General features: G+C 66.7%; 17 protein-coding genes and 2 tRNA genes. 12 read left to right on the top strand and 7 right to left on the bottom strand.

Annotation, left to right across the window (positions count from 1 at the left end; translation table 11 throughout):
* Positions 1-105 precede the first annotated feature (105 nt).
* Positions 106-1,386 carry an aspartate aminotransferase family protein gene (locus A5892_RS08385; RefSeq protein WP_317627719.1) on the top strand — a complete coding sequence of 427 codons (1,281 nt, stop codon included), beginning with the start codon at positions 106-108 and terminating at the stop codon, positions 1,384-1,386.
* Complete coding sequence (locus A5892_RS08380) at positions 1,379-2,278, top strand: DMT family transporter (RefSeq protein ID WP_064122423.1); 900 nt, start codon at positions 1,379-1,381, stop codon at positions 2,276-2,278. Before A5892_RS08385 ends, A5892_RS08380 begins: the two co-directional genes overlap by 8 nt.
* A 125-nt stretch (positions 2,279-2,403) precedes the next feature.
* Here A5892_RS08380 and A5892_RS08375 read toward each other — a convergent pair whose 3' ends face one another.
* Genes A5892_RS08375 through hemA form a run of 5 tightly spaced genes read right to left on the bottom strand, consistent with a single transcriptional unit; the run spans position 2,404 to position 7,006 of the window.
* Positions 2,404-3,150, bottom strand: a complete 747-nt coding sequence (locus A5892_RS08375; RefSeq protein ID WP_064122422.1) for a HesA/MoeB/ThiF family protein — start codon at positions 3,148-3,150, stop codon at positions 2,404-2,406.
* A gap of 38 nt (positions 3,151-3,188) precedes the next feature.
* Complete coding sequence (locus A5892_RS08370) at positions 3,189-3,683, bottom strand: Lrp/AsnC ligand binding domain-containing protein (protein WP_027351259.1); 495 nt, start codon at positions 3,681-3,683, stop codon at positions 3,189-3,191.
* A gap of 25 nt (positions 3,684-3,708) precedes the next feature.
* Positions 3,709-4,566, bottom strand: coding sequence for a peptide chain release factor N(5)-glutamine methyltransferase (prmC, locus tag A5892_RS08365; protein ID WP_064122421.1), 858 nt, complete (start codon positions 4,564-4,566; stop codon positions 3,709-3,711).
* A 4-nt stretch (positions 4,567-4,570) separates the two neighbouring features.
* Entirely contained in the window at positions 4,571-5,656 is a 1,086-nt protein-coding gene (gene prfA, locus A5892_RS08360; protein WP_064122420.1) for a peptide chain release factor 1, read from the bottom strand.
* The gene (gene hemA, locus A5892_RS08355) at positions 5,657-7,006 is read right to left on the bottom strand and encodes a glutamyl-tRNA reductase (protein WP_064122419.1); all 1,350 of its coding nucleotides are present in this window, start codon (positions 7,004-7,006) and stop codon (positions 5,657-5,659) included.
* A 505-nt stretch (positions 7,007-7,511) separates the two neighbouring features.
* Here hemA and A5892_RS08350 point away from each other — a divergent pair.
* The 8 genes from A5892_RS08350 (at position 7,512) to A5892_RS08315 (ending at position 16,405) form a co-directional block, all read left to right on the top strand.
* The gene (locus tag A5892_RS08350; protein ID WP_064122418.1) at positions 7,512-9,272 is read left to right on the top strand and encodes a tetratricopeptide repeat protein; all 1,761 of its coding nucleotides are present in this window, start codon (positions 7,512-7,514) and stop codon (positions 9,270-9,272) included.
* A complete protein-coding gene (gene lolB, locus A5892_RS08345) occupies positions 9,269-9,880 on the top strand; it encodes a lipoprotein insertase outer membrane protein LolB (protein WP_064122417.1) in 612 nt (203 codons plus the stop codon). Before A5892_RS08350 ends, lolB begins: the two co-directional genes overlap by 4 nt.
* A 298-nt stretch (positions 9,881-10,178) precedes the next feature.
* Positions 10,179-10,253, top strand: a tRNA-Gln gene (locus A5892_RS08340).
* Positions 10,254-10,355: 102 nt separating this feature from the next.
* Positions 10,356-11,297, top strand: coding sequence for a ribose-phosphate pyrophosphokinase (locus tag A5892_RS08335; RefSeq protein ID WP_190295669.1), 942 nt, complete (start codon positions 10,356-10,358; stop codon positions 11,295-11,297).
* 140 nt (positions 11,298-11,437) lie between these two features.
* A complete protein-coding gene (locus tag A5892_RS08330) occupies positions 11,438-12,088 on the top strand; it encodes a 50S ribosomal protein L25/general stress protein Ctc (protein ID WP_064122416.1) in 651 nt (216 codons plus the stop codon).
* 127 nt (positions 12,089-12,215) lie between these two features.
* A complete protein-coding gene (pth, locus tag A5892_RS08325) occupies positions 12,216-12,806 on the top strand; it encodes an aminoacyl-tRNA hydrolase (RefSeq protein ID WP_064122415.1) in 591 nt (196 codons plus the stop codon).
* Positions 12,807-12,961: 155 nt separating this feature from the next.
* Positions 12,962-14,056: a redox-regulated ATPase YchF gene (gene ychF, locus A5892_RS08320; RefSeq protein ID WP_027351251.1), complete on the top strand. Its 1,095-nt coding sequence runs from the start codon at positions 12,962-12,964 to the stop codon at positions 14,054-14,056.
* 183 nt (positions 14,057-14,239) lie between these two features.
* Entirely contained in the window at positions 14,240-16,405 is a 2,166-nt protein-coding gene (locus A5892_RS08315; protein WP_064122414.1) for a cation:proton antiporter, read from the top strand.
* Positions 16,406-16,409: 4 nt separating this feature from the next.
* On the opposite strand, the gene A5892_RS08310 is transcribed toward A5892_RS08315, so the two are convergent.
* Entirely contained in the window at positions 16,410-16,961 is a 552-nt protein-coding gene (locus tag A5892_RS08310) for a DedA family protein (protein WP_064122413.1), read from the bottom strand.
* A gap of 233 nt (positions 16,962-17,194) precedes the next feature.
* Between A5892_RS08310 and A5892_RS08305 the strand changes: the two genes are divergently transcribed.
* Positions 17,195-17,271: transfer RNA gene (locus A5892_RS08305), tRNA-Met, on the top strand.
* A gap of 97 nt (positions 17,272-17,368) precedes the next feature.
* On the opposite strand, the gene A5892_RS08300 is transcribed toward A5892_RS08305, so the two are convergent.
* Positions 17,369-18,670, bottom strand: a complete 1,302-nt coding sequence (locus A5892_RS08300; protein ID WP_064122412.1) for a M18 family aminopeptidase — start codon at positions 18,668-18,670, stop codon at positions 17,369-17,371.
* Positions 18,671-18,980: 310 nt separating this feature from the next.
* Between A5892_RS08300 and A5892_RS08295 the strand changes: the two genes are divergently transcribed.
* Positions 18,981-21,068, top strand: coding sequence for a carboxy terminal-processing peptidase (locus A5892_RS08295; protein ID WP_064122411.1), 2,088 nt, complete (start codon positions 18,981-18,983; stop codon positions 21,066-21,068).
* Positions 21,069-21,197: the final 129 nt, after the last annotated feature.

Here is a 21,197-nt window from a genome sequence, read left to right as displayed (position 1 = left end):
CCCGATGAGGCCCCCATGAGCACCCCCACCGCGCAGCCGCACGTCTCGCCCCCCATTTCGGCTCCCTCCGCTTCTTCCACCGCAGCGGTCGGCAGCGCCTACTGGATGCCGTTCACCGCCAACCGTGAGTTTCACGACCAACCCTACATGGTACATGGCGCCGAGGGACGCTACCTGATCGACTCGCGCGGCCGCAAGCTGTTCGACTCGCTCTCCGGGCTCTGGTGCTGCGGCGCCGGGCACAATCGCGAAACCATCCGCGCCGCAGTCGAGCGCCAGCTGCGTACCCTCGACTACGCGCCCGCGTTCCAGTTCGGTCACCCGCTGGCCTTCGAACTGGCGGAAAAAGTCGCCGCCTTGACCCCTGAAGGGCTCGACCACGTATTCTTCACCGGCTCCGGTTCCGAGAGCGCGGACACCGCGCTGAAGATGGCGCGCGCCTACTGGCGGCTCAAGGGACGCCCGGAGAAGACCCGGCTGATCGGCCGCGCCAAGGGCTACCACGGGGTCAACCTCGGCGGCACCAGCGTCGGCGGTATCGGCGGCAACCGCAAGCTCTACGGCACGATGCTGGACGTCGGCCACCTGCCCCATACCCAAACGCCCGGCGCCGAGTTCAGCCGCGGCCAGCCCGAACAAGGCGCCGAGCTCGCCGATGCCTTGCTCGACCAGATCGCGATACATGATGCCTCGAACATCGCCGCGGTGATCGTCGAGCCGCTCTCAGGCTCGGCCGGCGTGATCGTACCGCCCAAGGGCTATCTCCAGCGGCTTCGCAAGATCTGCGACGATCACCAGATCCTGTTGATCTTCGACGAAGTGATCACCGGCTTCGGCCGCATGGGTCGCGCCTTCGGCGCCGATGCCTTCGGCGTGGTGCCGGACATCATGACGCTGGCCAAGCAGATCACCAACGGCGCGGTGCCGATGGGCGCGGTGGTCGCCAGCCGCGACATCTATGCCACCTTCATGAATGCCGACCTGCCGCGAAACGCGGTGGAATTCACCCACGGCTATACCTACTCGGCTCATCCGGTCGCCTGCGCAGCGGCCCTGGCCACCCTCGAGCTTTTCAGCCGTGAGCGCTTTCCCGACCAGGCCGCCGCACTGGCACCCGCGTTCGAGGAGAAGATCCACGCTCTGCGCGGCAGCGGCCCGGTGGTCGATATCCGCAACTATGGCCTGACCGGCGCGATCCAGCTCGCCCCGCGCGGCAGTGACCCGACCCTGCGCCCGCGCGATGCCTCACGTGCGCTGTGGGAGGCCGGCTTCCACGTTCGCTTCGGCGGCGACTGCCTCCAGTTCGGGCCGGGTTTCTCCACCACCGAAACCGAACTGGATCGCCTGTTCGATGCCGTTGGCGAGGTCTTGAACAAGCTTGACTGAGCCTCGGACCAGCCATCGACTCGCCCACCTGCAGCTGCACGTCGCCGCGGCGCTGTTCGGCCTTTCCGCCCTGATCGGTGCGGCGCTGGCGCTGTCACCGACGCTGATCGTGCTCGGCCGCGGCGCCTTCGCACTCCTCGCGCTATGGCTGCTGTGCCCGCTGCTCGGCAGCCGGCCGTGGCGCGAGGTGGGCGCCGCCACCGCCGGCTGGCTGCTGCTCGGCGGCGCGCTGCTGACGATCCACTGGCTGACCTTCTTTGCCGCCGTGCAGCTCGGCGGCGTGGCGCTCGGCACCCTCGGTTTCGCCTGCTTCCCAGCCTTCACCACGGTGTTCGAATGGCTGCTGCTGCGCAGCCGCCCGAGCCGGCGCGCACTTTATGCGCTCGGCGCGGTGAGCCTCGGCCTGGTACTGGTCACCCCGAACCTGGAGCTCGGCGACCGGGCGCTCGCCGGACTGCTCTGGGGAGTCTGCTCGGGTGCGCTCTATGCGCTGCTGGCGATCCTCAACCGCGCCACCTCGGCAAGGGTCGCACCGCTGGTGGCGAGCTGGTGGCAGTGCCTGATGATCACCCTGCTGCTCGCCCCCTTCGCGCTGTTCGAGGAGCGCTTGCCGAGCGCGAGCGAATGGGGCCTGCTGGCGCTGCTCGGGATCGGCTGCACCGCACTGGCCTATACCCTGTTCGTGCAGGCGCTGGGCAAAGTACGCGCAAGCGCCGCTGCCGTGGTGATCGCGCTGGAGCCGGTCTACGCGATCACCGCCGCCTGGCTGCTGCTCGGCGAGATCCCGGCCACGCGCACCTTGGCCGGTGGCGCCTTGATCCTGCTCGCGGTGGTCATCAGCGCACGCGGAGAGCCTCAGCGCAGCGCCCGCGCCTCATCCCAAGCGCCGTAGACCGCATCGCGCAGCTCATCGACGAAGCGACCGCCACGGGACACGGCAGGCTCCTTCAAGAAGATGGATGGAACACCCAACATAGCCGCTTCGCGGTGCCGCGAAAAAGCCGCGAGGATCGAAGCCTAGCGGTAGCAGCAGACCGGGCAGGCGGGATCGCGCTCGAGCTCGAAACGGCGCCACTCGCCCTTGAGCCCATCGAAGGTGGAGATCCCGGAGGCGGGCTCGCCGGCACCGCTCAGCAGTTTCATCGCCTCGAGCGCCTGGCAGGCGCCGATCACCCCCACCAGCGGCGCGGCCACGCCGCTCTCGGCGCAGGAGAGCGCTTCGTCGTCGCTCTCTACCCCGTAGAGACAGGCATAGCAGGGCGCACTCGCGCGGCGCAGATCGAACACCGCGAGCTGGCCGGAGAAACGGATCGCGGCGCCTGACACCAGCGGCGTGCCGGCCATCACGCAGGCGCGGTTGATCGCGTAGCGGCTGGAGAACCGATCGGTACAGTCGAGCACCACCGAGGCGCGCCTGGCCTGCTCGACCAGCGCCTGGTCGTCGAGCCGCTCGACCAGCGCCTCGACCTCGCAATCCGGGTTGAGCTCAGCGATCGCGATCGCCGCGGAGCGCGCCTTGGCCTCGCCGATACGGGCCTGGGTATGGATCACCTGACGCTGGAGGTTGGAGAGTTCGACGCTGTCGAAGTCGACCAGGGTCAGCCGCCCCACGCCGGCGGCGGCGAGATAGAGCGCCGCCGCCGAGCCGAGCCCGCCGAGGCCGATGATCAGCGCGCTGGCGTCGAGCAGGCGCTGCTGGCCTTCGATGTCGATCTCGGGCAGCAGCAGATGGCGGCTGTAGCGCAGCAGTTGTTGGTCATTCATCGCGAATCCCTCTTCAACATCGAATGGCCCGCATCGGCTCAGTCGAACGCATCCAGCTCGGGCACGTCGATCGAGAACGACTCCTTGACCTCCTCCATCACCACGTAGCTCTTGGTCTCCTTGACCCCGGGCAGGGTCAGCACCACGTCGCCGAGCAGCTGGCGATAGGCGGACATCTCGGGAATACGGCACTTGAGGATGTAGTCGAACTGGCCGGAGACCAAGTGACACTCGAGGATCTGCGGCAGCTTGGAAACCGCGCGGCGAAACTCGTCGAACACCGAAGGCGACTGGGTCTCGAGGCTGATCTCGACGAACACCAGGAGCTGGGCACGCAGCGCCTTGGGGTCGAGCAGGGCGCGATAGCCGCGGATCACGCCGGCGCGCTCGAGCCGTTTGACCCGTTCGAGGCAGGGGGTGGTCGAAAGCCCTACCTTGGCGGCGAGATCGACGTAGGAGATGCGCGCATTCTCCTGCAGGTGGCGGAGAATGTTGAGATCGATGCGATCGAGGCTGCGGGATTTGTTCCTCATCGTCCTGGCCAGGCTGTGGTGGGAGTCATTCGCCGGGCGCCGGGCAGGCGCGCCGACCGAGGCTCACCCGCTCGCGACCGCCGAGGTCGGGATGGGTGGCCACTCGTTCGAATCCGGCCGCCATCAGCAGATCGCGCACCGCGCCGCCCTGCGCCATGCCGTGCTCGAGCAAGAGCCAGCCGCCGGGCAGCAGGTGGTGAAAGGCATCCATGATGATCCGGCGCAGGTCCGCCAGCCCCCCATCGGCCGCGACCAGCGCGGAGCGCGGCTCGAAGCGCAGATCGCCGAGCGCGAGATGGTGATCATCCTCGGCGATGTAGGGCGGATTGGAAAGAATCAGCCCGAAGCGTCGCGAGGCGAACCCGGGCGCTGAGAACCAGTCGCTGTGGACGAACTCGAGATTGTCGATCGACAAACGCTCGGCGTTGCGCCGCGCCAGCGCCAGCGCCTCCTCGATCCGGTCGCAGGCGACCACCCGCCAGCCCGGCCGGGCGCGGGCGAAGGCCAGCGCGATCGCGCCGCTGCCGGTGCCGAGATCGAGCGCGTCGCCCTGCTCCTGCTCGGCGAGGGAGAGCGCGAGATCGACCAGGCACTCGGTATCCGGCCGGGGAATCAGCGTCGCCGGGCCGACTTCGAGCTCGAGGCCATGGAACTCTCGGTACCCGACCAGATAGGCTACCGGCTCACCGGCGCGGCGACGCTCGATGAGCGCCTCGAAGGTGGCGCCGATGGCTGGCTCGAGCGCGCGGTCGCCCCAAGCGTAGAGCCAGCTGCGAGGCTTGCCGAGCAGTTGCGCGAGCAGCAGCTCGGCGTCGAGCCGTGGGGTCGCCGATGCGCCGCTCAGGCGGCCTGCGGCCTCGCGCAGCGCGGCGTCCAGGGTCATCGGCTCAGCTCTCCTGGAGCGCGGCCAGCTGCTCGGCCTGGTATTCGTGGATCAGCGGCTCGACCACCCCATCGAGATCGCCCTCGATCACATCGGAAAGCTTATAGAGCGTCAGGTTGATGCGGTGATCGGTGAGCCGCCCCTGGGGAAAGTTATAGGTGCGGATCCGCTCGGAGCGATCACCAGAGCCGACCAGCGAGCGGCGGGTCTCCGACTGCTGGCGGTGGTGGGCGTCTTCGGCGGCCTGCTTGAGCCGGGCGGCGAGCAGCGCCATGGCCTTGGCGCGGTTCTTGTGCTGGGAGCGCTCGTCCTGGCACTCGACCACGGTACCGGTGGGCAGGTGGGTGATCCGGATCGCCGAGTCGGTGGTATTGACGTGCTGGCCACCCGCGCCGCTGGAGCGGAAGGTGTCGACGCGAAGCTCGGCGGGATTGATCGAAATCTCACCGACCTCATCCGCCTCGGGCATCACCGCGACGGTACAGGCCGAGGTATGGATGCGGCCTTGCGACTCGGTGGCCGGGACCCGCTGCACCCGGTGGGCGCCCGATTCGAACTTGAGCCGGCCGTAGACCCCGGTGCCCTCGAGCCGCGCGATCACTTCCTTGTAGCCGCCCTGCTCGCCGTGGCTTGCGCTGATCAGCTCGACCCGCCAGCCGCGCGCCTCGGCATAGCGCGAGTACATGCGAAACAGATCGCCGGCGAACAGTGCCGCCTCGTCGCCGCCGGTGCCGGCGCGCACCTCGAGAAACACCCCTCGCTCATCGTCGGGGTCCTTGGGCACCAGCAGGCGCTTGAGCTCGAGCTCGAGCGCCTCGAGCCCGGCGTTCAGCGACTCGAGCTCCTCTTCGGCCATCGCCTGCATGTCAGGGTCATCGTCCTTCGCCATCGCACGCGCGCCCTCTCGCTCCTCCTCGAGGCCAACGTAGCGGCGCCAGACCTGGACCAGCTCGTCGAGCTCGGCATACTCGCGGGAATAGCTGCGAAAGCGGGCCTGATCGTGGATGACCTCGGGTTCGGAGAGCAGCGCCGAAAGTTCCTCGAAACGCTCCGCGGCACGCTCGAAGCGCGCGCGTAGTGAATCCTTCATCTAGGGGACCTGCTGAGAGTGGGCACCAATGGGGCAGTGCGCGCCGAGCTTCAGCGCGTCGATCTCCGCGGCGTCGAAGGCATCGCTCGCGGCTTCGTCGAGCAGCAGCGCCTCGGCGGCGGCGATGATGTCCTGACGCTCGGCGCCCGAGGCGGCACGCAGCCGCGCGGTGGGGCCATGGAGCAACTTGTTGGTGAGCTGGTGGGAGAGCCGGCGGATCACGTCCTGGGGGTTTTCGCCACGCTCGAGCTGGGCCAGCGCATGGGCCTCAGCGGCCTGGCGCAGCGCCTCGGCCTGACGACGGTGGCGCCGGATCAGCTGTCCCGCCCCGCGCTCGCGGCGATCGCGGTGCCACTCGTCGACCCGCTCGTCGATCATCGACTCGGCCTGGGTGGCGGCGACCTCGCGGCTGCGGCGGTTCTCGTCGATGATCTCGTTGAGATCGTCAACGGTATAAAGGAAGACGTCGTCGAGCTCGCCGACCTCGGGTTCGATGTCGCGCGGCACGGCGATGTCGACCATGAAGATCGGACGATGGCGGCGCACCTTCAGCGCGCTCTCGACCGCCCCCTTGCCGAGTACCGGCAGCGGGCTCGCGGTGGAGGTGATGACGATGTCGGCGCAGGAGAGCGCCTGGGGCACCTCCTCCAGACCGACGGCGACGCCGCCGACCTCGGCGGCGAGCCGCTCGGCGCGGGCCTGGGTGCGATTGGCGATGATCAGCCCCTGGATACCGGCCTCGCGCAGATGCCGGGCGACCAGGTCGATGGTCTCACCGGCGCCGATCAGCAGCGCCCGCGAGTGAGAAAGATCGTCGAAGATCCGCCCGGCGAGATTCACCGCCGCATAGGCGACCGACACGGGGTTCTCGCCGATGCCGGTTTCGGTGCGCACCTGCTTGGCGGTGGAGAAAGCGTACTGGAACAGCTGCTCCAGCGGGCCACCGAGCGTGGCGTAGCGTCGCGCGAGCTGGTAGCCGCCTTTTATCTGGCCGAGGATCTGCGGCTCGCCGAGCACCATCGAGTCGAGCCCGCAGGCGACCCGCATCAGGTGCCTCGCCGCTCGATCGCCGACGTGCTGGTAGAAGCACTCCTGAAGCGAAGCCTGCGCCACCCGGTGAAAACCGGCAAGCCAAGCGAACGCCCGCGCGCCGAACCCCGCGTCGAGGCCTTCGCCGCTGAGGTACAGCTCGGTGCGATTGCAGGTCGAGACGATGACCGCCTCATCGACGCCCTCCAGGGCGACGAGTTCGGCGTGGGCCTGCTCGAGCTGCTCAGGCGAAAAGGCCACCGCCTCGCGCAGATCGAGCGAGGCGGTACGATGATTGGTGCCCAGAATCAGAAGCGTCATGATGCCCGTCTTTTTCAAGCGTCGAGTCGAACCGAGCTCTCAGCGGTCCGGCACTTCCAGCGTTCGGGCACGAGCCGCATGGCGATGTCCCACGCCGGATACGGCGAGGACGGCGCGAACGCGCAGATGATCAACTTACCAAGATGGATGGCGCGACCGCGCCTCTTGTCGACGCAGAGCATTCTAGCATAGCGATACTTTCTTCTCCCACCCACGCACAGACCTTGAGAACACCGCGGTTGCTACTGCTATGGAAGCGATTGCGCCGCGCTATCGTTACAGAGCGAGCGCTGCGGCTACGCGCTCGCCTCAAGGGGCGCGCTATGGTCGCCCTCGAAGAGAGCCGTTATGCTGGCTGCATGATCGATCCTTCCCACCGTTTCCACACGCGAGAGTTCCCGAGCGGCGCTCGCCGTACCGGGCCGGCAAGCGCCGCTCTCGGTGAACTACCCCCGCACGGCCGCGCACTGCCGGTCTTGCCAAGCAGCCCTGGCATGAGGCCGGAATGAAACGACTCTCTCGCACATCCCTGCTGCTCGCGCTGAGCCTGGCCTTCGCGCCCTGGCCCGCCCAGGCGGCCAACGAGGACGCAGGGCTCGACGCCGTCTCGCTGAGCGCGCTGCTCGAAGCCGAGTTCGCGCTCTACAGCGGCGATTTCGGCCTCGCCGCCCAGCGCTATCTCTCCGTCGGCGAGCGCTACGAAAGCCTCGAGCTGATCCGCCGCGCAGGCGAGATCGCCCAGGCGACCGGCAACTCCGCACTGCTCGAGCGCGTCGCCGAGCAGTGGGCACGCCAGGTCGACGATGGCCAGGCGCAGCCGAACCCGCAGGAGAGCATCTCGATGCGCCGGCTGCTGGTCGACGCCGCCGCCCGCCGAGGCGACTGGGAAGGGGCGCTGCGCCAGGCGCTCGCGCTCGATGCCGCGGGCGAGACGCTGCAGTTCGAGGCGATGATCGAAAGCGCGGCCGAGCAGGGTGCCGACCTCGATGCCCTCGACGCACAGCTCGCGGCCCACATCGAGGCCCACCCCGACCATCCGACCCCGCAGGTCGCCAGAGCGCTGCTCACCGAGCGCAGAGGCCTGCGCGACGCTGCCCTGGCCGAGATCGAGCGGCTGCGCGAGCGCTGGCCGGAACTGCCATCGGTCTGGCTGGCCTCGAGCCAGATAGCGAGCAGGAGCGCAGAGCCCGAGCGCGCCCTCGAGGATGCCCGCCACGGCCAGCGGTTGGCACCGCGGGATCTGCGCTTCAGCCTCGCGGCGGTGCAGACGCTGATCATGCTCGAACGCTTCGACGAGGCCGACCAGGAGATCCAGAGTCTGCTCGAACAGCCCGTCGATGAAGATGAACTACGTCTCGCCTTCGCCCGGGTCTATCTACAGCAGGAACAACCCCAGCGTGCGGAGGCCATGCTTGCCCCACTGGCGGCCAGGCTGCCGGCCGGCGGCAGCGTCCAATCACTGCTCGGGCTCGCCGCGGAGCAGCGCGAAGACGTGGATGGCGCGATCGAGCACTACCGCGCCGTGCCCGCCGAGAGCGATAGCTTCCTAGCCTCACGCGCGCGCGTAGCCCAACTGCTGCAGGAGCAGCGGGGAATCGATGCTGCGCTGGCCTTCCTCGCCGCACAGCGCCGGGCGGCGCCGGAGCAGGATGCGCCGCTGCTCGACATGAGCCTGTCGCTGCTCGACCAGGCCGGGCGCAGCAATGATGCCGACGCGCTGCTCGACCGCGCGGTCGCCGCCCGCGCGCCGGACAACGACCCGCTGCTGTTCATCCGCGCCTTTCGCGCGATCGAACGCCGAGATGCGGCGGGAATGGAGCGCGACCTGCGCACCCTGCTCGAGCGCCATCCGGACGACCCCGAGGTGCTCAACGCCTACGGCTACTCGCTCACCGAGCTGACCGACCGCTACCAGGAAGCGCTCGGAATGCTCGAGCGCGCCCATGCCCTCGCCCCGGACAACCCCGCGATCCTCGACAGCCTAGGCTGGACCCACTTTCGCCTCGACGAGCCGGAGCGGGCACTGCCTTTGCTCGAGCGCGCGCACCGATTGATGCCGGACGACGAGATCGCCGCCCACCTGGCCTGCGTGCTGATCGCGCTGGACCAGCGCGACCGCGCCCGTGAGCTGGTCGAGCGCAGCCTGGCCCGCCCCGAGCCTCACCCGCACATCGATGCGCTGATCGAAAGCGAGCCCTGGCTGGACTCGCGCAGCGTTAGCGAATCTACCCCCTCATCGCCTGGAAAAGGAGAACCTCCGCGATGAAACGCATGCACCTCTATCTGTTCACCCTGCTGCTGACCCTACTCGCCGGCTGCGCCAGCCAGCCTCCCTCCCCCGAGGTCGACCGGGCCCAGGGAGACTGGGAGCACCAGCTGGGCCGGATCGAGGCCCTCGACCGCTGGACCCTGACCGGCAAGATCGGCCTGCGCTCGCCGCAGCAGAGCCGCAGCGCCAACCTCGACTGGGTCCAGCAGGACACCGGCTATCGGATGCTGATCACCGGCCCGTTCGGCGTTGGCCGCAACGTGCTGACCGGCGAACAAGGCGGGATCACGCTCGAAAACGGTGATGGCCGGTTCTCCGCCGCCACGCCTGAAGACCTGATGGAGCAGCGCATGGGCTGGTCGCTGCCGATCTCCTCGCTCGACCATTGGGTGCGGGGCCTGCCCGACCCGCGCTCGCCGAGCCAGGTCAAGATCGACGCACAGGGCTTCCCCCAGGCGATCACTCAGGACGGCTGGAACATCGAGTATCGCCAGTGGAGCTACGCTGCGGGCTACTGGCTGCCGGGACGGCTGCGGATGAGCTACGGCGACCTGATCGCCACCCTGGTGGTTACCCAATGGCAGCCCAACCAGACTGGCTCCTGAGCCGGTTCCGGCGCGGCGGCGGCCTTTAGCGCGCCTCATGCCTTGCGCCCTCGCAGGGGTCGGGATCAAATTGACACCCCCAGGGCCAATGATTAGTATGGCGCGCGCTGCAGGGAGGGCGCGCGGGGAGCGGTCCAGGCAAGGCGTCGAGGTCGAACGCCGAAATCGCCTTGACGAATCGAACCGCGACCCTTAAGATTCTGCGCCGAGCTCGACGACACCGTCGGCGAGTTCGAGTGACGTCTCTTCCCTTCATGTCTCGTTCCAGTCGGTCGAGCATGACAGGTAGGTCGGTTGCTGGGGTATCGCCAAGTGGTAAGGCACCGGTTTCTGGTACCGGCATTCCCAGGTTCGAATCCTGGTACCCCAGCCATTTCATTCAGCGCCTCTTTGCCTCTTCGGCGCACACCGATCCAAAACGCCTGGCACCAACACCACTCTCGAGATTCCATAAGCATCCAAAGGTGGCTGCGCTGTGTCCAAATTGATGGTCTTCGCCGGGAACGCCCACCCCGAACTGGCCCGCCGGGTCGCCGAGTGCCTCGATAACCGTCTAGGCCATGCGACCGTAGGACAGTTCAGCGATGGCGAGATCGCCGTCGAGATCAACGAAAACGTCCGCGGTAAGGACGTCTTCATCCTGCAGTCGACCTGCGTGCCCACCAACGACAACCTGATGGAACTGATCCTGATGGTCGACGCGCTGCGTCGCGCGTCAGCGACACGCATCACCGCAGTGGTCCCCTACTTCGGCTACGCCCGCCAGGACCGTCGCGTGCGCTCCGCCCGCGTGCCGATCTCGGCCAAGGTGGTCGCCGACATGATGGTCAAGGCTGGCGTCGACCGGGTGATGACCATGGACCTGCATGCCGACCAGATCCAGGGCTTCTTCGACGTGCCGGTGGACAACGTCTATGGCTCGCCGATCCTGCTCGACGACATCGAGCGGCAGAACTACGAAGACGTGGTGATCGTCTCTCCGGACATCGGCGGCGTGGTTCGCGCCCGCGCGGTGGCCAAGCAGCTCAACGTCGAGCTGGCGATCATCGACAAGCGCCGCCCCAAGGCCAACCAGGCCCAGGTGATGCACATCATCGGCGAAGTGCGCGACCGGACCTGCATCCTGGTCGACGACATGGTCGATACCGCGGGTACCCTGTGCAAGGCCGCCGAGGCGCTCAAGGGCCACGGCGCCACTAGAGTGCTGGCCTATGCCACCCATGCGATCCTCTCGGGTCCCGCGGTGGACAACGTGAACAATTCGCTGCTCGACGAGCTGGTGATCACCGACACCATCCCGCTCGCCGAACATGCCCGACGCTGCGGCAAGATCCGCCAGCTGTCGGTGGCCGGGCTGATCGCCGAGGCGATCCGCCGGGTCAGCAATGAAGAATCCGTCAGCGCGATGTTCCACTGATCGATCGAGGAACAGCGCGCGGGAGAATGGGCGGCGCTATGCCGCCCGAACCGCGAAACGGTCGAGGTCTGGTCGCGGACCCTGGCCGTGTATTCGCTTACATAGACTGAGCGCCGACAGGCGCCCAAGAGGATTCATCCATGAAGCACGACTACAATCTCACCGCTGTCGTTCGCTCGGAGCTGGGGAAAGGTGCGAGCCGCCGCCTGCGCCGTGTGAACGAGCGCGTCGCCGCGATCATCTACGGCGGCAACGTCCAGCCGACCCCGATCGCGATCGACAAACCCGCGCTGTACAAAATGGTCGAAGAAGAAGCTTTCTTCTCCTCGATCATCAACATCGACGTCGAAGGCAAGACCGAGCAGGTCGTCGTTCGTGATCTCCAACGCCATCCGTACAAGCCGGTGATCACCCATGCCGACTTCATGCGCGTCAGCGCCAATGAAGAGATCACCCTGACCGTCCAGCTGCACTTCGCCAACGAAGAAAGCTGCAAGGGCGTCAAGGAAGACGGCGGCGTGCTGCACATTCTCGCCACCGACGTCGAAGTCAGCTGCCTGCCGACGAACATCCCCGAGTATCTCGAACTCGACGTCGGCGCGCTGGGCCTCGGTGACACCCTGCACCTCTCCGACATCAAGATGCCGGCGGGCGTCAGCCTGGTCTCGCTCGGCCATGGCGATGACCACAACATCGGCGTGGTCACCGTCACCCGTCCGGCCGGCGGTGCTGGCGAAGACGACGAAGCCGCAGCGGCAGACGCGGGCAACACCGACAACAGCCCCGAGTAAGGCCGTTGTCCGCGACCCCGGACGCCTCGACGAGGCGCCCGGGGTTTCGTCTTTTCAGACGGTCCGAGGCCGGCGACGGTGTCGCGATGCCCCTTTACGGATACCCCTGTTACCGAGAGAAGAACCGATGCCGCCGTCCCAGGTCAGCGCGATCGTAGGCCTCGCCAATCCCGGCGCCAAATATGCCGACACCCGCCATAATGCCGGCGCCTGGTTCATCGACCTGCTCACCCGGCGCGCGGGAATCCCGCTGCGGCCCGAGCGCAAATTCCTCGGCGACTACGCCAAGCTAAACCTCGACGGCCACGAGCTGCATCTGCTGGTGCCGGCCACCTACATGAACCGTAGCGGCCAGGCGGTATCGCTTTTGGCCAAGTTCTACAAGCTCGCCCCCGAGGCGCTGCTGATCGCGCACGACGAGCTCGACATTCCTCCTGGCCAGTCGCGATTCAAGCAAGGCGGCGGCCACGGCGGACACAACGGCCTGCGCGACATCATCAGCGCGCTCGGCAACGCGCGGGACTTCCATCGCCTGCGCATCGGCATCGGCCACCCCGGGGACGCCACCAAGGTGGTCGACTACGTGCTCGGCCTGCCCGGCAAGGCGGAGCGCCGGGCGATCGACGAGAGCATCGACGCCGCCTTGGACGCCCTGCCCTATGCGCTCTCCGGCGACTGGGCCAAGGCGATGAACCGGCTGCACGCGAGCAAGTTCTAGCCGACCGGCCTCGTTTTCGCTCATCGCAGCCCGCCTCGGCATCAGGGTGGATACACCCTGCCACTGAAGCCAGCGGCGCGCTGGTGTAGACTGCGCCTTTCGCGCGGCGCTGGCCGCCACCACCGTTCACGAACACATTTCTCCAGGATCTCGCCATGGGCTTCAACTGCGGCATCGTCGGCCTTCCCAACGTCGGCAAGTCCACCCTCTTCAACGCCCTGACCAAGTCCGGGATCGATGCCGAGAACTTCCCGTTCTGCACCATCGAGCCCAACACCGGCATCGTGCCGATGCCCGACCCGCGCCTCGACGCGCTGGCGGAGATCGTCAAGCCCGAGCGGGTGGTGCCGACCACCATGGAATTCGTCGACATCGCAGGCCTCGTCGCCGGCGCCTCCAAGGGCGAAGGCCTCGGCAACCAGTTCCTCGCCAACATCCGCGAGACCGACGCCATCGCCCACGTGGTGCGCTGCTTTGACGACGACAACGTGATCCACGTCGCCAACCAGGTCGACCCGCGCGCCGACATCGAGACGATCAACATCGAACTGGCGCTCGCCGATCTCGACAGCGTCGAGCGCGGCATCCAGCGCCTCACTCGCATGGCCAAGGGCGGCGACAAGGAAGCGGTCGCGACCAAGGCGCTGCTCGAACGCATCCAGCCCCACGTCGCCGAAGGCCTGCCGCTGCGCTCGCTCGGCCTCGAGGCGGACGAACTCGCCCTGGTACGCGGCTACGGCTTTCTCACCCTCAAGCCGACCATGTACATCGCCAACGTCGACGAGACCGGCTTCGAGAACAACCCCCACCTCGAAGTGGTGCGTGAAATCGCCGCCGCCGAGAACGCCCTGGTGGTCGCGGTCTGCAACAAGCTCGAGTCCGAGATCGCCGAACTCGACGACCCCGAGGAGAAGGCGATGTTCCTCGGCGAGCTAGGCATGGAGGAGCCAGGGCTCGACCGAGTGATCCGCGCCGGCTACGCCCTGCTGGGCCTACAGACCTACTTCACCGCCGGGGTCAAGGAAGTGCGCGCCTGGACGGTCAAGGTCGGCGCCACCGCCCCCCAGGCCGCCGCGGTGATCCATACCGATTTCGAGAAAGGCTTCATCCGCGCCGAGGTGATCGGCTACGACGACTTCATCCACTACAAGGGTGAACAAGGCGCCAAGGATGCCGGCAAGTGGCGTCTCGAAGGCAAGAGCTACATCGTCCAGGACGGCGACGTGATGCACTTCCGCTTCAACGTCTGAACCGCCGCCGATCCCGGCCAAACCGCCCCACCGTCGTCGACGGTGGGGCGGTTTGCGTTGGCGCGGCCCCAACCACCTCCTCGAGCTGCGCTGCTTCGCCACCCGCATGCGAAGGCGCTGGCGCCGATTCGCCAACGGATCGATACTTGAATCCAGGCTTTATCGCGCGGGGATGTTGCATCGATGGAAGTGCTGTTCAATCTGCTGCTGCTCGGCGGCTTGGTGCTGTTGATCATCGCCGCGGTGCAGAGCGTCTCCTCGCGCACCGCTTTTCCGGAAGCCACTCTGCTGGCCTTGACCGGTATCGCGCTGGGGCTCGCCTACGCCACTTTTTCGACGCTCTGGCCGGAGCCTGCGGCGGCGCTGTTCGAGCCGCTGCTGTCGTCGCGACTTCCTGCGGAGGCCTATCTGTGGATTTTCCTTCCGCCACTGCTGTTCCAGGCCGCGCTCAGCGTCGACGTGCGTGAAATGGTGCCGGATGCAGCGCCGATCCTGCTGCTCGCGGTGGTGGCGGTGTTCGTCGCCACCGGCATGGTGGGGGTATCGATGTGGCTGCTCGGCGGAGCCGGGCTAACCGCGGGGCTGCTGCTGGGCGCGGTGATCGCCACCACCGACCCGGCGGCGGTGATCGCCATCTTTCGCAACGTCGGTGCGCCTGCGCGGCTGATTCGCCTGGTCGAGGGAGAAAGCCTGCTCAACGACGCTGCGGCGATCGCGATCGTCGGGGTGCTGGTCGCCGCGCTCACCGGCGATGCGGCGGCCGCGACCTGGCAAGCGGGCGCCTGGGCGCTCTCGATCGCCTTCGGCGGTGGCCTGCTGTTCGGCGCGCTGGTCGGGCGGCTCGGTGCGGCGGCGCTGGCGCTGATCGGAAATGACGGCAAGGCGCAGACCGCGCTGACCCTGGCTTTGCCCTACCCGGTCTACCTGATCGGTGAAAGTCTCGGCGTCTCAGGGGTGGTCTCGGTGGTCGCCGCCGGGCTGGTATTGAGCGGACTGGGGCGCACCCGCACCTCGCCGGTCAACTGGACGCACCTGCAGCTGCTCTGGGGGCAGATCGCCTCGCTAGCCGGCGCCGCGGTGTTCCTGATCGCCACCCTGCAGGTGCCGAGGATGCTCGAGGGCATCAGTCTCGCCTGGCTGCCGCTGCTCGCGGTAGTGGTCATTGCCACCCTGCTCGCCCGCCTGCTGGTGCTGTTCGGCTTCCTGCCCCTGCTCAGCCGGGTCAAGCTCTCCGCACCGATCAGCGCCAGCTACAAGCTGGCGATCACCTGGGGAGGACTGCGTGGCGCGGTGACCCTGGTGCTGGCGCTGGGGATCGCCGAACAGACCAATCTTCCCGAGCCGGTGCGCCACTTCGTCGCGATCCTCGCCACCGGCTTCGTACTCTTCAGCCTGCTGATCAATGGCTCGAGCCTGCGCACGGTGATCCGGGCACTCAAGCTCGACCAGCTGAGCGCGCAGGATAGCGCGCTACAGCAGCAAGCGATCCGCCTTTCCACCATCGAGGTAGAGAGCGCGGTAAAGCGCACGGCGGCCACTTTTCACATCGCCTCCTCGATCGTCGATGCGGTCAATGCGCGCTATCGCCGTGATATGGCGATCGAAGCCGCGCCCTTCGACCTCGACCAGGCGCTGCCCGAACGCGACCGGCTGGCGATCGCCCTGGTCACCCTGGCGACTCGCGAGCGCGACCTGATCCCCCGCTACGGCAGCGGCGTGACCAACGTGCGCAACCTCGACGCAATGATGCACAACGGTGGGCGGATGATCGACGCCGCCCGAAGCGATGGCCGGATCGGCTACAACCGGGAGGCGCGCAAGATCCTCGACCCGAGCGTGTGGCTCAAGTTCAGCACCTGGATGCACCGCTACCTGCACCTGCGCTGGCCGCTGTCGCTGCTGCTCACCGACCGCTTCGAGCTGCTGATCTGCCGCCGTGCGGTGCTCGAGGAGCTGCGTGACTACAACGCCAAGCGCTTGGCGCCGCTGTTCGGCAAGCGGATGAGCGCGCTGCTCGACGCGGTGCTCGACATCCGGATCAACTCCGTCGACCAGGTGATTCGCGAGATCGAGGCCCAGTTCGGCCCGCGCGCCTACCAGCTCGAATACCGCATGCTGAGGCTGCTCGCCCTGCGCCAGAGCAGCGAGAGCATGGAGGGCATGGTCGCCGACCGGCTGATCTCCCAGCAGGTGTTCGATGACGTCCAGCGCGGCCTGCGTCGCGCCTGGCGCGATGCGCTCAACCGGCCGCTGCTGCACCGCGCGCCGCTGAGCGAATCGCAGCAGCGCGACTACTCGACCCATCACCCGATGTCGCCGATCGATGGCAAGCGCGACAGCGAGGATTGACCCCTTAGATTCGCCTGCGGCGCATCCAGCCGATGAACAAAGCCAGCGCCGCCGCCAGCGGCAGCAGCCAGAGCAGATGGTGCTCCAGGTCGCCCAGCACGCGGGCGAGTACCGTACCGAACAGATAACCGCCGACGACGAACAGCGTCGCCCAGGTGGCGGCGCCGAGCAGGTTGAACAGCACGAAGCGCCAGAGCCCCACCCCGCTGGCGCCAATCACCAACGGCCCCACCAGCCTCAGGCCGTAAAGAAAGCGCACGCCAAATACCGCCAGATCCTGGTGCCGACGCACACGGTCGCGCAGCGCCTCGATCCGCGCCGGGTCGCGTTTGAGCCGGGCCAGCAGCCGCTCGCCATAGCGCCGCCCGAGCAAAAACAGGGTCAGATCGCCCAGCGCACCGCCAAGGCCGGCGAAGAAGATCACTCCGGGCAGGCTCAACCACCCCTGGTGGGCGGAGATACCGCCGAGAATGGTCACGGTCTCGCCTTCGAACAGGCAGCCGACCAGTATCGCGATGTAGCCGTAGTGCTGGATCAGCACGGAGAGATCAGGCATCGCGCCTCTCCCTATCGCCCTCACGGCCCGCTGCGACGCCCAGCGCCGGTATCCCCTCGCCACTTGCCTTCACTTCTCGCTCTCCATGCGCTCTCCCCACGCCCGCCGGCTTTTCTCCCACCTCGTCCAGCTTGGCACAAGCGGGTGCCGCTCGCCCTGCAAGACGAGGGATTTTTTGCTGCGAGAGTTGACCTTATTCAGGCGGATCAGTAAGATGCGCAGCCATCGAAAGCGGCTACGTAGCTCAGCTGGTTAGAGCACATCACTCATAATGATGGGGTCCCCTGTTCGAATCAGGGCGTAGCCACCAAGATTTCCAACCGCCCCGCGCTCAGTCGCGGGGCGGTTTTTTATCGTCCCGCCAGCCCGCGCCCGCCTTGGACATTGCAAGGCGGGCGCAACGGCCCTCAGTCGAGTTCCGAACGCTCGCAAAAGGCGGTGAGCGCGCGGATCAGATAAGCGGGATCCGCGCTGCCGGCGGTCTCCCGGATCGAGTGCATCGCCCATTGCGCGATACCGACGTCGAGCGTGGCGATACCGAGTTCGCTGGCGGTGATCGGTCCGATGGTGCTGCCACAGCCCATGTCGGCACGGGTGACGAAGGTCTGCACCGGCACCTCGACGCTCTGGCAAATGTCGCGAAACAGCGCGGCCGTGGCACTGCTGGTAGCGTAGCGCTGGTTGGCGTTGACCTTGATCACCGGGCCACCGTTGAGCTTCGGCCCATGTCCGGCATCGTGCTTGTCGGCGAAGTTGGGGTGCAAGCCGTGGGCGTTATCGCAGGAGATCATCCGCGAGCGCTGGATCAACCGTACCCGCCCTTGCTCACCACCTTCACCGACGCTTTCGTTGAGCCGCGCCAGCACATCGGCGAGGAATGTGCCGTGGGCACCGCTGGCGCTGGAGCTGCCGACCTCCTCGTGATCATTGGCGACCAGCAGTGCACCCTGGCTACCGTCGGCGTCGAGCAGCGCTTCGAGCGCACAGAAGCAAGACAGCAGGTTGTCGAGCCGGGCGCTGGCGAACAGCTCGCCTTCGAGTCCGATCTGCGCCGGCGCCTGGCGATCGTAGAGGCCAAGCTCGAAATCCAGCACCTCGGCGTCTGATTCGCCATACTGCTCTTCGATCAGCCGCGCGATCAGCGTCTCGACGGTCTGGTCGACGCAGCTTTCGAGCGAGGCGAGCACCGCTGCCATCTGGGTCTGGGCATTGACCGACCTGCCCTGGTTGGCTTCGCGGTCCATGTGGATCGCAAGGCTTGGGATCACCGCCACCGCGCGACGCGTATCTACCAGCAGCGGTTCGATCCTGCCGGCGCGGCGCAGCTGCACGCGGCCGGCGATGCCGAGATCGCGATCGAACCAGGGGTTGAGCAGCGCGCCGCCATACACTTCGACACCGAGCTGAAGCCAGTCGCGCGAGCGCACCAGCGGTCGTGGCTTCAACCTCAGTTGGGGACTGTCGGTGTGCGCCCCCATCATCCGCAGCGACTCAAGCTTGCCCTGCGGCAGGCGAAAGGCGATCAATGCGCCGTCGCTACGAGTGACGTAATACTTTCCGCCCGCTAATATCGACCAGGAGGAAGTCTCGCGAAGACGTTGGAAACCGTTCGCTTCGAGCCTCTCGGCCATGCATGCCACTGCATGCCAGGGCGTTGGGGATGTCTTGAGGAAATCAAAAAGTCGATCGATGACCCGCGATTCAGCCATTGGAACTCCCTGGTTGATGAACGGCGCTCGACTACACGAGAGACGAATGAACGAACGTTTTGAGCGCCATCCAATGTGTTTCTCCACGGCTTTTCGTCGCCGCTCGGAGGTCCCTCGCGCCGCCGGGGCCGAAGTCCGGTGCACGCAACGCTCTATACGTGAAGAGATTTCGCCGCCGATGCCCTGCGCGCGATCTCAATCAGCTGCTACAATTCGCCACTTGCCCAACAATACGACCGACATCGCAGGCAAGGACGACCTCTCAATTGAGACATGCAAGAGTGTACATCAAACCGGGAGTGCTTCTTTGATGAGCCCGTCTGTCATCATGCAGCGCATCGCCGCCATGGCGGTGTGCCTACTGATCTCCATACCCGCGCTGGCGGAAATCACCCCCACCGCGGAAGACGCTCAGGCTTCCCGGGAAGTCGCTCAGTCGATCCGCTTCGGCCACTACGAAGACATCAACTTCGATGAGGCCTGGTCGCGCAAAGCGTTCGCTCGCATGCTCGAGATGATGGATCCACAGCATCTCTACCTGCTTTCCACCGACATAGAGCGCTTCGGCGACCTGCGCACCGGCTTCAACCAGGCCATGGAGCAGGGCGAGCTCGAGCGCGTCTACGCCTTCTATGGTTTGTTCCAGAGCCGTCTCGAACAGCGGCTCGAGTGGCTGATCGCCCAGCTCGAGGCCAACCCGACTTTCGATTACACCGGCAACGAACGCCTCGCTTTCGAAGGCGAGGTGAGCAACTGGGTCGACGAGTTCAGCGAACTCGACCCGGTGTGGACCAAGCGGATGAAGAACGCGGCGCTGACTCAGAAACTCACCGAGCCGAATATCGATGACGCCGAGATCAACCGGCGGCTGGTCAACCGCTATCGCGACCAGCTCAATCGCGTGCGCCAGACCAACAACGAGGACGTGCTGAGCCTGTTCCTCGGCGCCGCGACCAGCTCGATCGATCCGCATACCGAGTACATGTCGCCCGATCAAAGCGAGTCCTTCGACATCCAGATGCGCCTCTCCCTCGAGGGCATCGGCGCGATGCTGCAATCCGAAGACGAGTACGTGAAGGTCGCGCAGCTGGTGCCCGGCGGTCCCGCCGAGCGCAGCGGGCAGCTCCATCCGGCCGACCGGATCATCGCCGTCGGCCAGGGCGACAGCGGCGACATGACCAGCGTGGTCAGCATGCGCCTGGACGACGTGGTCAAACTGATCCGCGGACCCAAGGGCTCCACCGTTCGCCTCGAAGTGATCCCTGCGCGCGCGCTCGATGTGACCCAGACCCGCACCGTGACCATCACCCGCGATACGGTCAACCTCGAGGATCAGGCGGCGAAGAGCGACGTCATCGAGGTGCAGCGCAATGGCCACACCGAGCGAGTCGGCGTGATCACCGTGCCGGCCTTCTACGTCGACTTCGATGCCTGGCAGGCCGGCCAGGCCAACTATCGCAGCACCACACGCGACGTAGCCGCGCTGATCGAGAAGCTCAAGGCACAAAACGTCCAGGGTATCGTGCTCGACATGCGCGGCAACGGCGGCGGCGCGCTGCAAGAAGCCAACTCGATGGTCGGGCTATTCATCGATCGTGGCCCCACCGTCCAGGTGCGGGACGCACGCGGGCGAATCAATCTCTACGGCGACACTGACCGCGGCGTCGCCTGGGACGGACCGCTCACGGTGCTGATCAACCGTCTTTCGGCCTCCGCCTCTGAGATCTTCGCCGGTGCGATCCAGGACTACGGCCGCGGGCTGGTGCTCGGCTCGCGCAGCTTCGGCAAGGGTACGGTGCAGACCCTGAGCGATCTCAGCCACGGTGAACTGCGCATGACTCGCGCCAAGTTCTACCGGATTTCCGGCGAGAGCACCCAGGAACGCGGCGTCGAGCCGGACATTACCTTCCCGACCCTGTTCAGCGACGAGGAGATTGGCGAGAGCGCGCTGCCCAACGCACTGCCGTGGGACACCGTGCGCCCGGTGAACTATCGCCGCTACGGTAACCTCGACGCCTCTCTGCCTACTCTGCGCGACCAGCATGCCGTCCGCGCGGCGCAGAATCCGAACTTCCGCTATCTGCAACGTGAGGCTTCGCTGCTCAAGACCCTGCGCGAGCAGAACACCAGCGTCAGCCTCAATCTCGAGCAGCGCCGCCGGGAGATGCAGGCACAGGAAGCGGAGCAGTTGGCCTTGGAGAACAGCCGGCGCCAGGCGCTCGGGCTGGAGACATTGGCGAGCTGGACCGAAACCCTGGATGACGACGATACTGCCACGCAGAGCGATTCGCCGATCAATCAGGCGCAGCTGCAGGAAAGCGCCGAGATCCTGCTCGACTACGCCCAGCTCACCGGCCAGCTACGCGACACCAACGTAGCCAGCACCAAGGCGCCCTGAACGGCCCCCGCCGCCGGGCGGGGCAAAGTGCCGGAAAGAAAGCCTTGGAAAGAAAGTCCGAAAAAAACAGGCCGCGGCGCTGAACTAATAAGATGAATGGGAGATAGATCCCACTCATCGAACCGGTTC

This window comes from Halotalea alkalilenta (genome assembly GCF_001648175.1).
Classification (GTDB): Bacteria; Pseudomonadota; Gammaproteobacteria; order Pseudomonadales; family Halomonadaceae; genus Halotalea; species Halotalea alkalilenta_A.
This window is presented reverse-complemented; position numbering and strand designations above follow the sequence as displayed.

What these genes read in the sequence shown, in the direction of transcription:
- A5892_RS08350 (WP_064122418.1), top strand. Translation starts at nt 7,512, where the DNA reads ATGAAACGACTCTCTCGCACATCCCTGCTGCTCGCGCTGAGCCTGGCC.
- A5892_RS08300 (WP_064122412.1), bottom strand. Translation starts at nt 18,670, where the DNA reads ATGGCTGAATCGCGGGTCATCGATCGACTTTTTGATTTCCTCAAGACA.
- ychF (WP_027351251.1), top strand. Translation starts at nt 12,962, where the DNA reads ATGGGCTTCAACTGCGGCATCGTCGGCCTTCCCAACGTCGGCAAGTCC.
- prmC (WP_064122421.1), bottom strand. Translation starts at nt 4,566, where the DNA reads ATGACCCTGGACGCCGCGCTGCGCGAGGCCGCAGGCCGCCTGAGCGGC.
- lolB (WP_064122417.1), top strand. Translation starts at nt 9,269, where the DNA reads ATGAAACGCATGCACCTCTATCTGTTCACCCTGCTGCTGACCCTACTC.
- A5892_RS08315 (WP_064122414.1), top strand. Translation starts at nt 14,240, where the DNA reads ATGGAAGTGCTGTTCAATCTGCTGCTGCTCGGCGGCTTGGTGCTGTTG.
- hemA (WP_064122419.1), bottom strand. Translation starts at nt 7,006, where the DNA reads ATGACGCTTCTGATTCTGGGCACCAATCATCGTACCGCCTCGCTCGAT.
- A5892_RS08295 (WP_064122411.1), top strand. Translation starts at nt 18,981, where the DNA reads ATGAGCCCGTCTGTCATCATGCAGCGCATCGCCGCCATGGCGGTGTGC.
- A5892_RS08370 (WP_027351259.1), bottom strand. Translation starts at nt 3,683, where the DNA reads ATGAGGAACAAATCCCGCAGCCTCGATCGCATCGATCTCAACATTCTC.
- A5892_RS08330 (WP_064122416.1), top strand. Translation starts at nt 11,438, where the DNA reads ATGAAGCACGACTACAATCTCACCGCTGTCGTTCGCTCGGAGCTGGGG.
- A5892_RS08310 (WP_064122413.1), bottom strand. Translation starts at nt 16,961, where the DNA reads ATGCCTGATCTCTCCGTGCTGATCCAGCACTACGGCTACATCGCGATA.
- prfA (WP_064122420.1), bottom strand. Translation starts at nt 5,656, where the DNA reads ATGAAGGATTCACTACGCGCGCGCTTCGAGCGTGCCGCGGAGCGTTTC.
- A5892_RS08385 (WP_317627719.1), top strand. Translation starts at nt 106, where the DNA reads ATGCCGTTCACCGCCAACCGTGAGTTTCACGACCAACCCTACATGGTA.
- pth (WP_064122415.1), top strand. Translation starts at nt 12,216, where the DNA reads ATGCCGCCGTCCCAGGTCAGCGCGATCGTAGGCCTCGCCAATCCCGGC.
- A5892_RS08375 (WP_064122422.1), bottom strand. Translation starts at nt 3,150, where the DNA reads ATGAATGACCAACAACTGCTGCGCTACAGCCGCCATCTGCTGCTGCCC.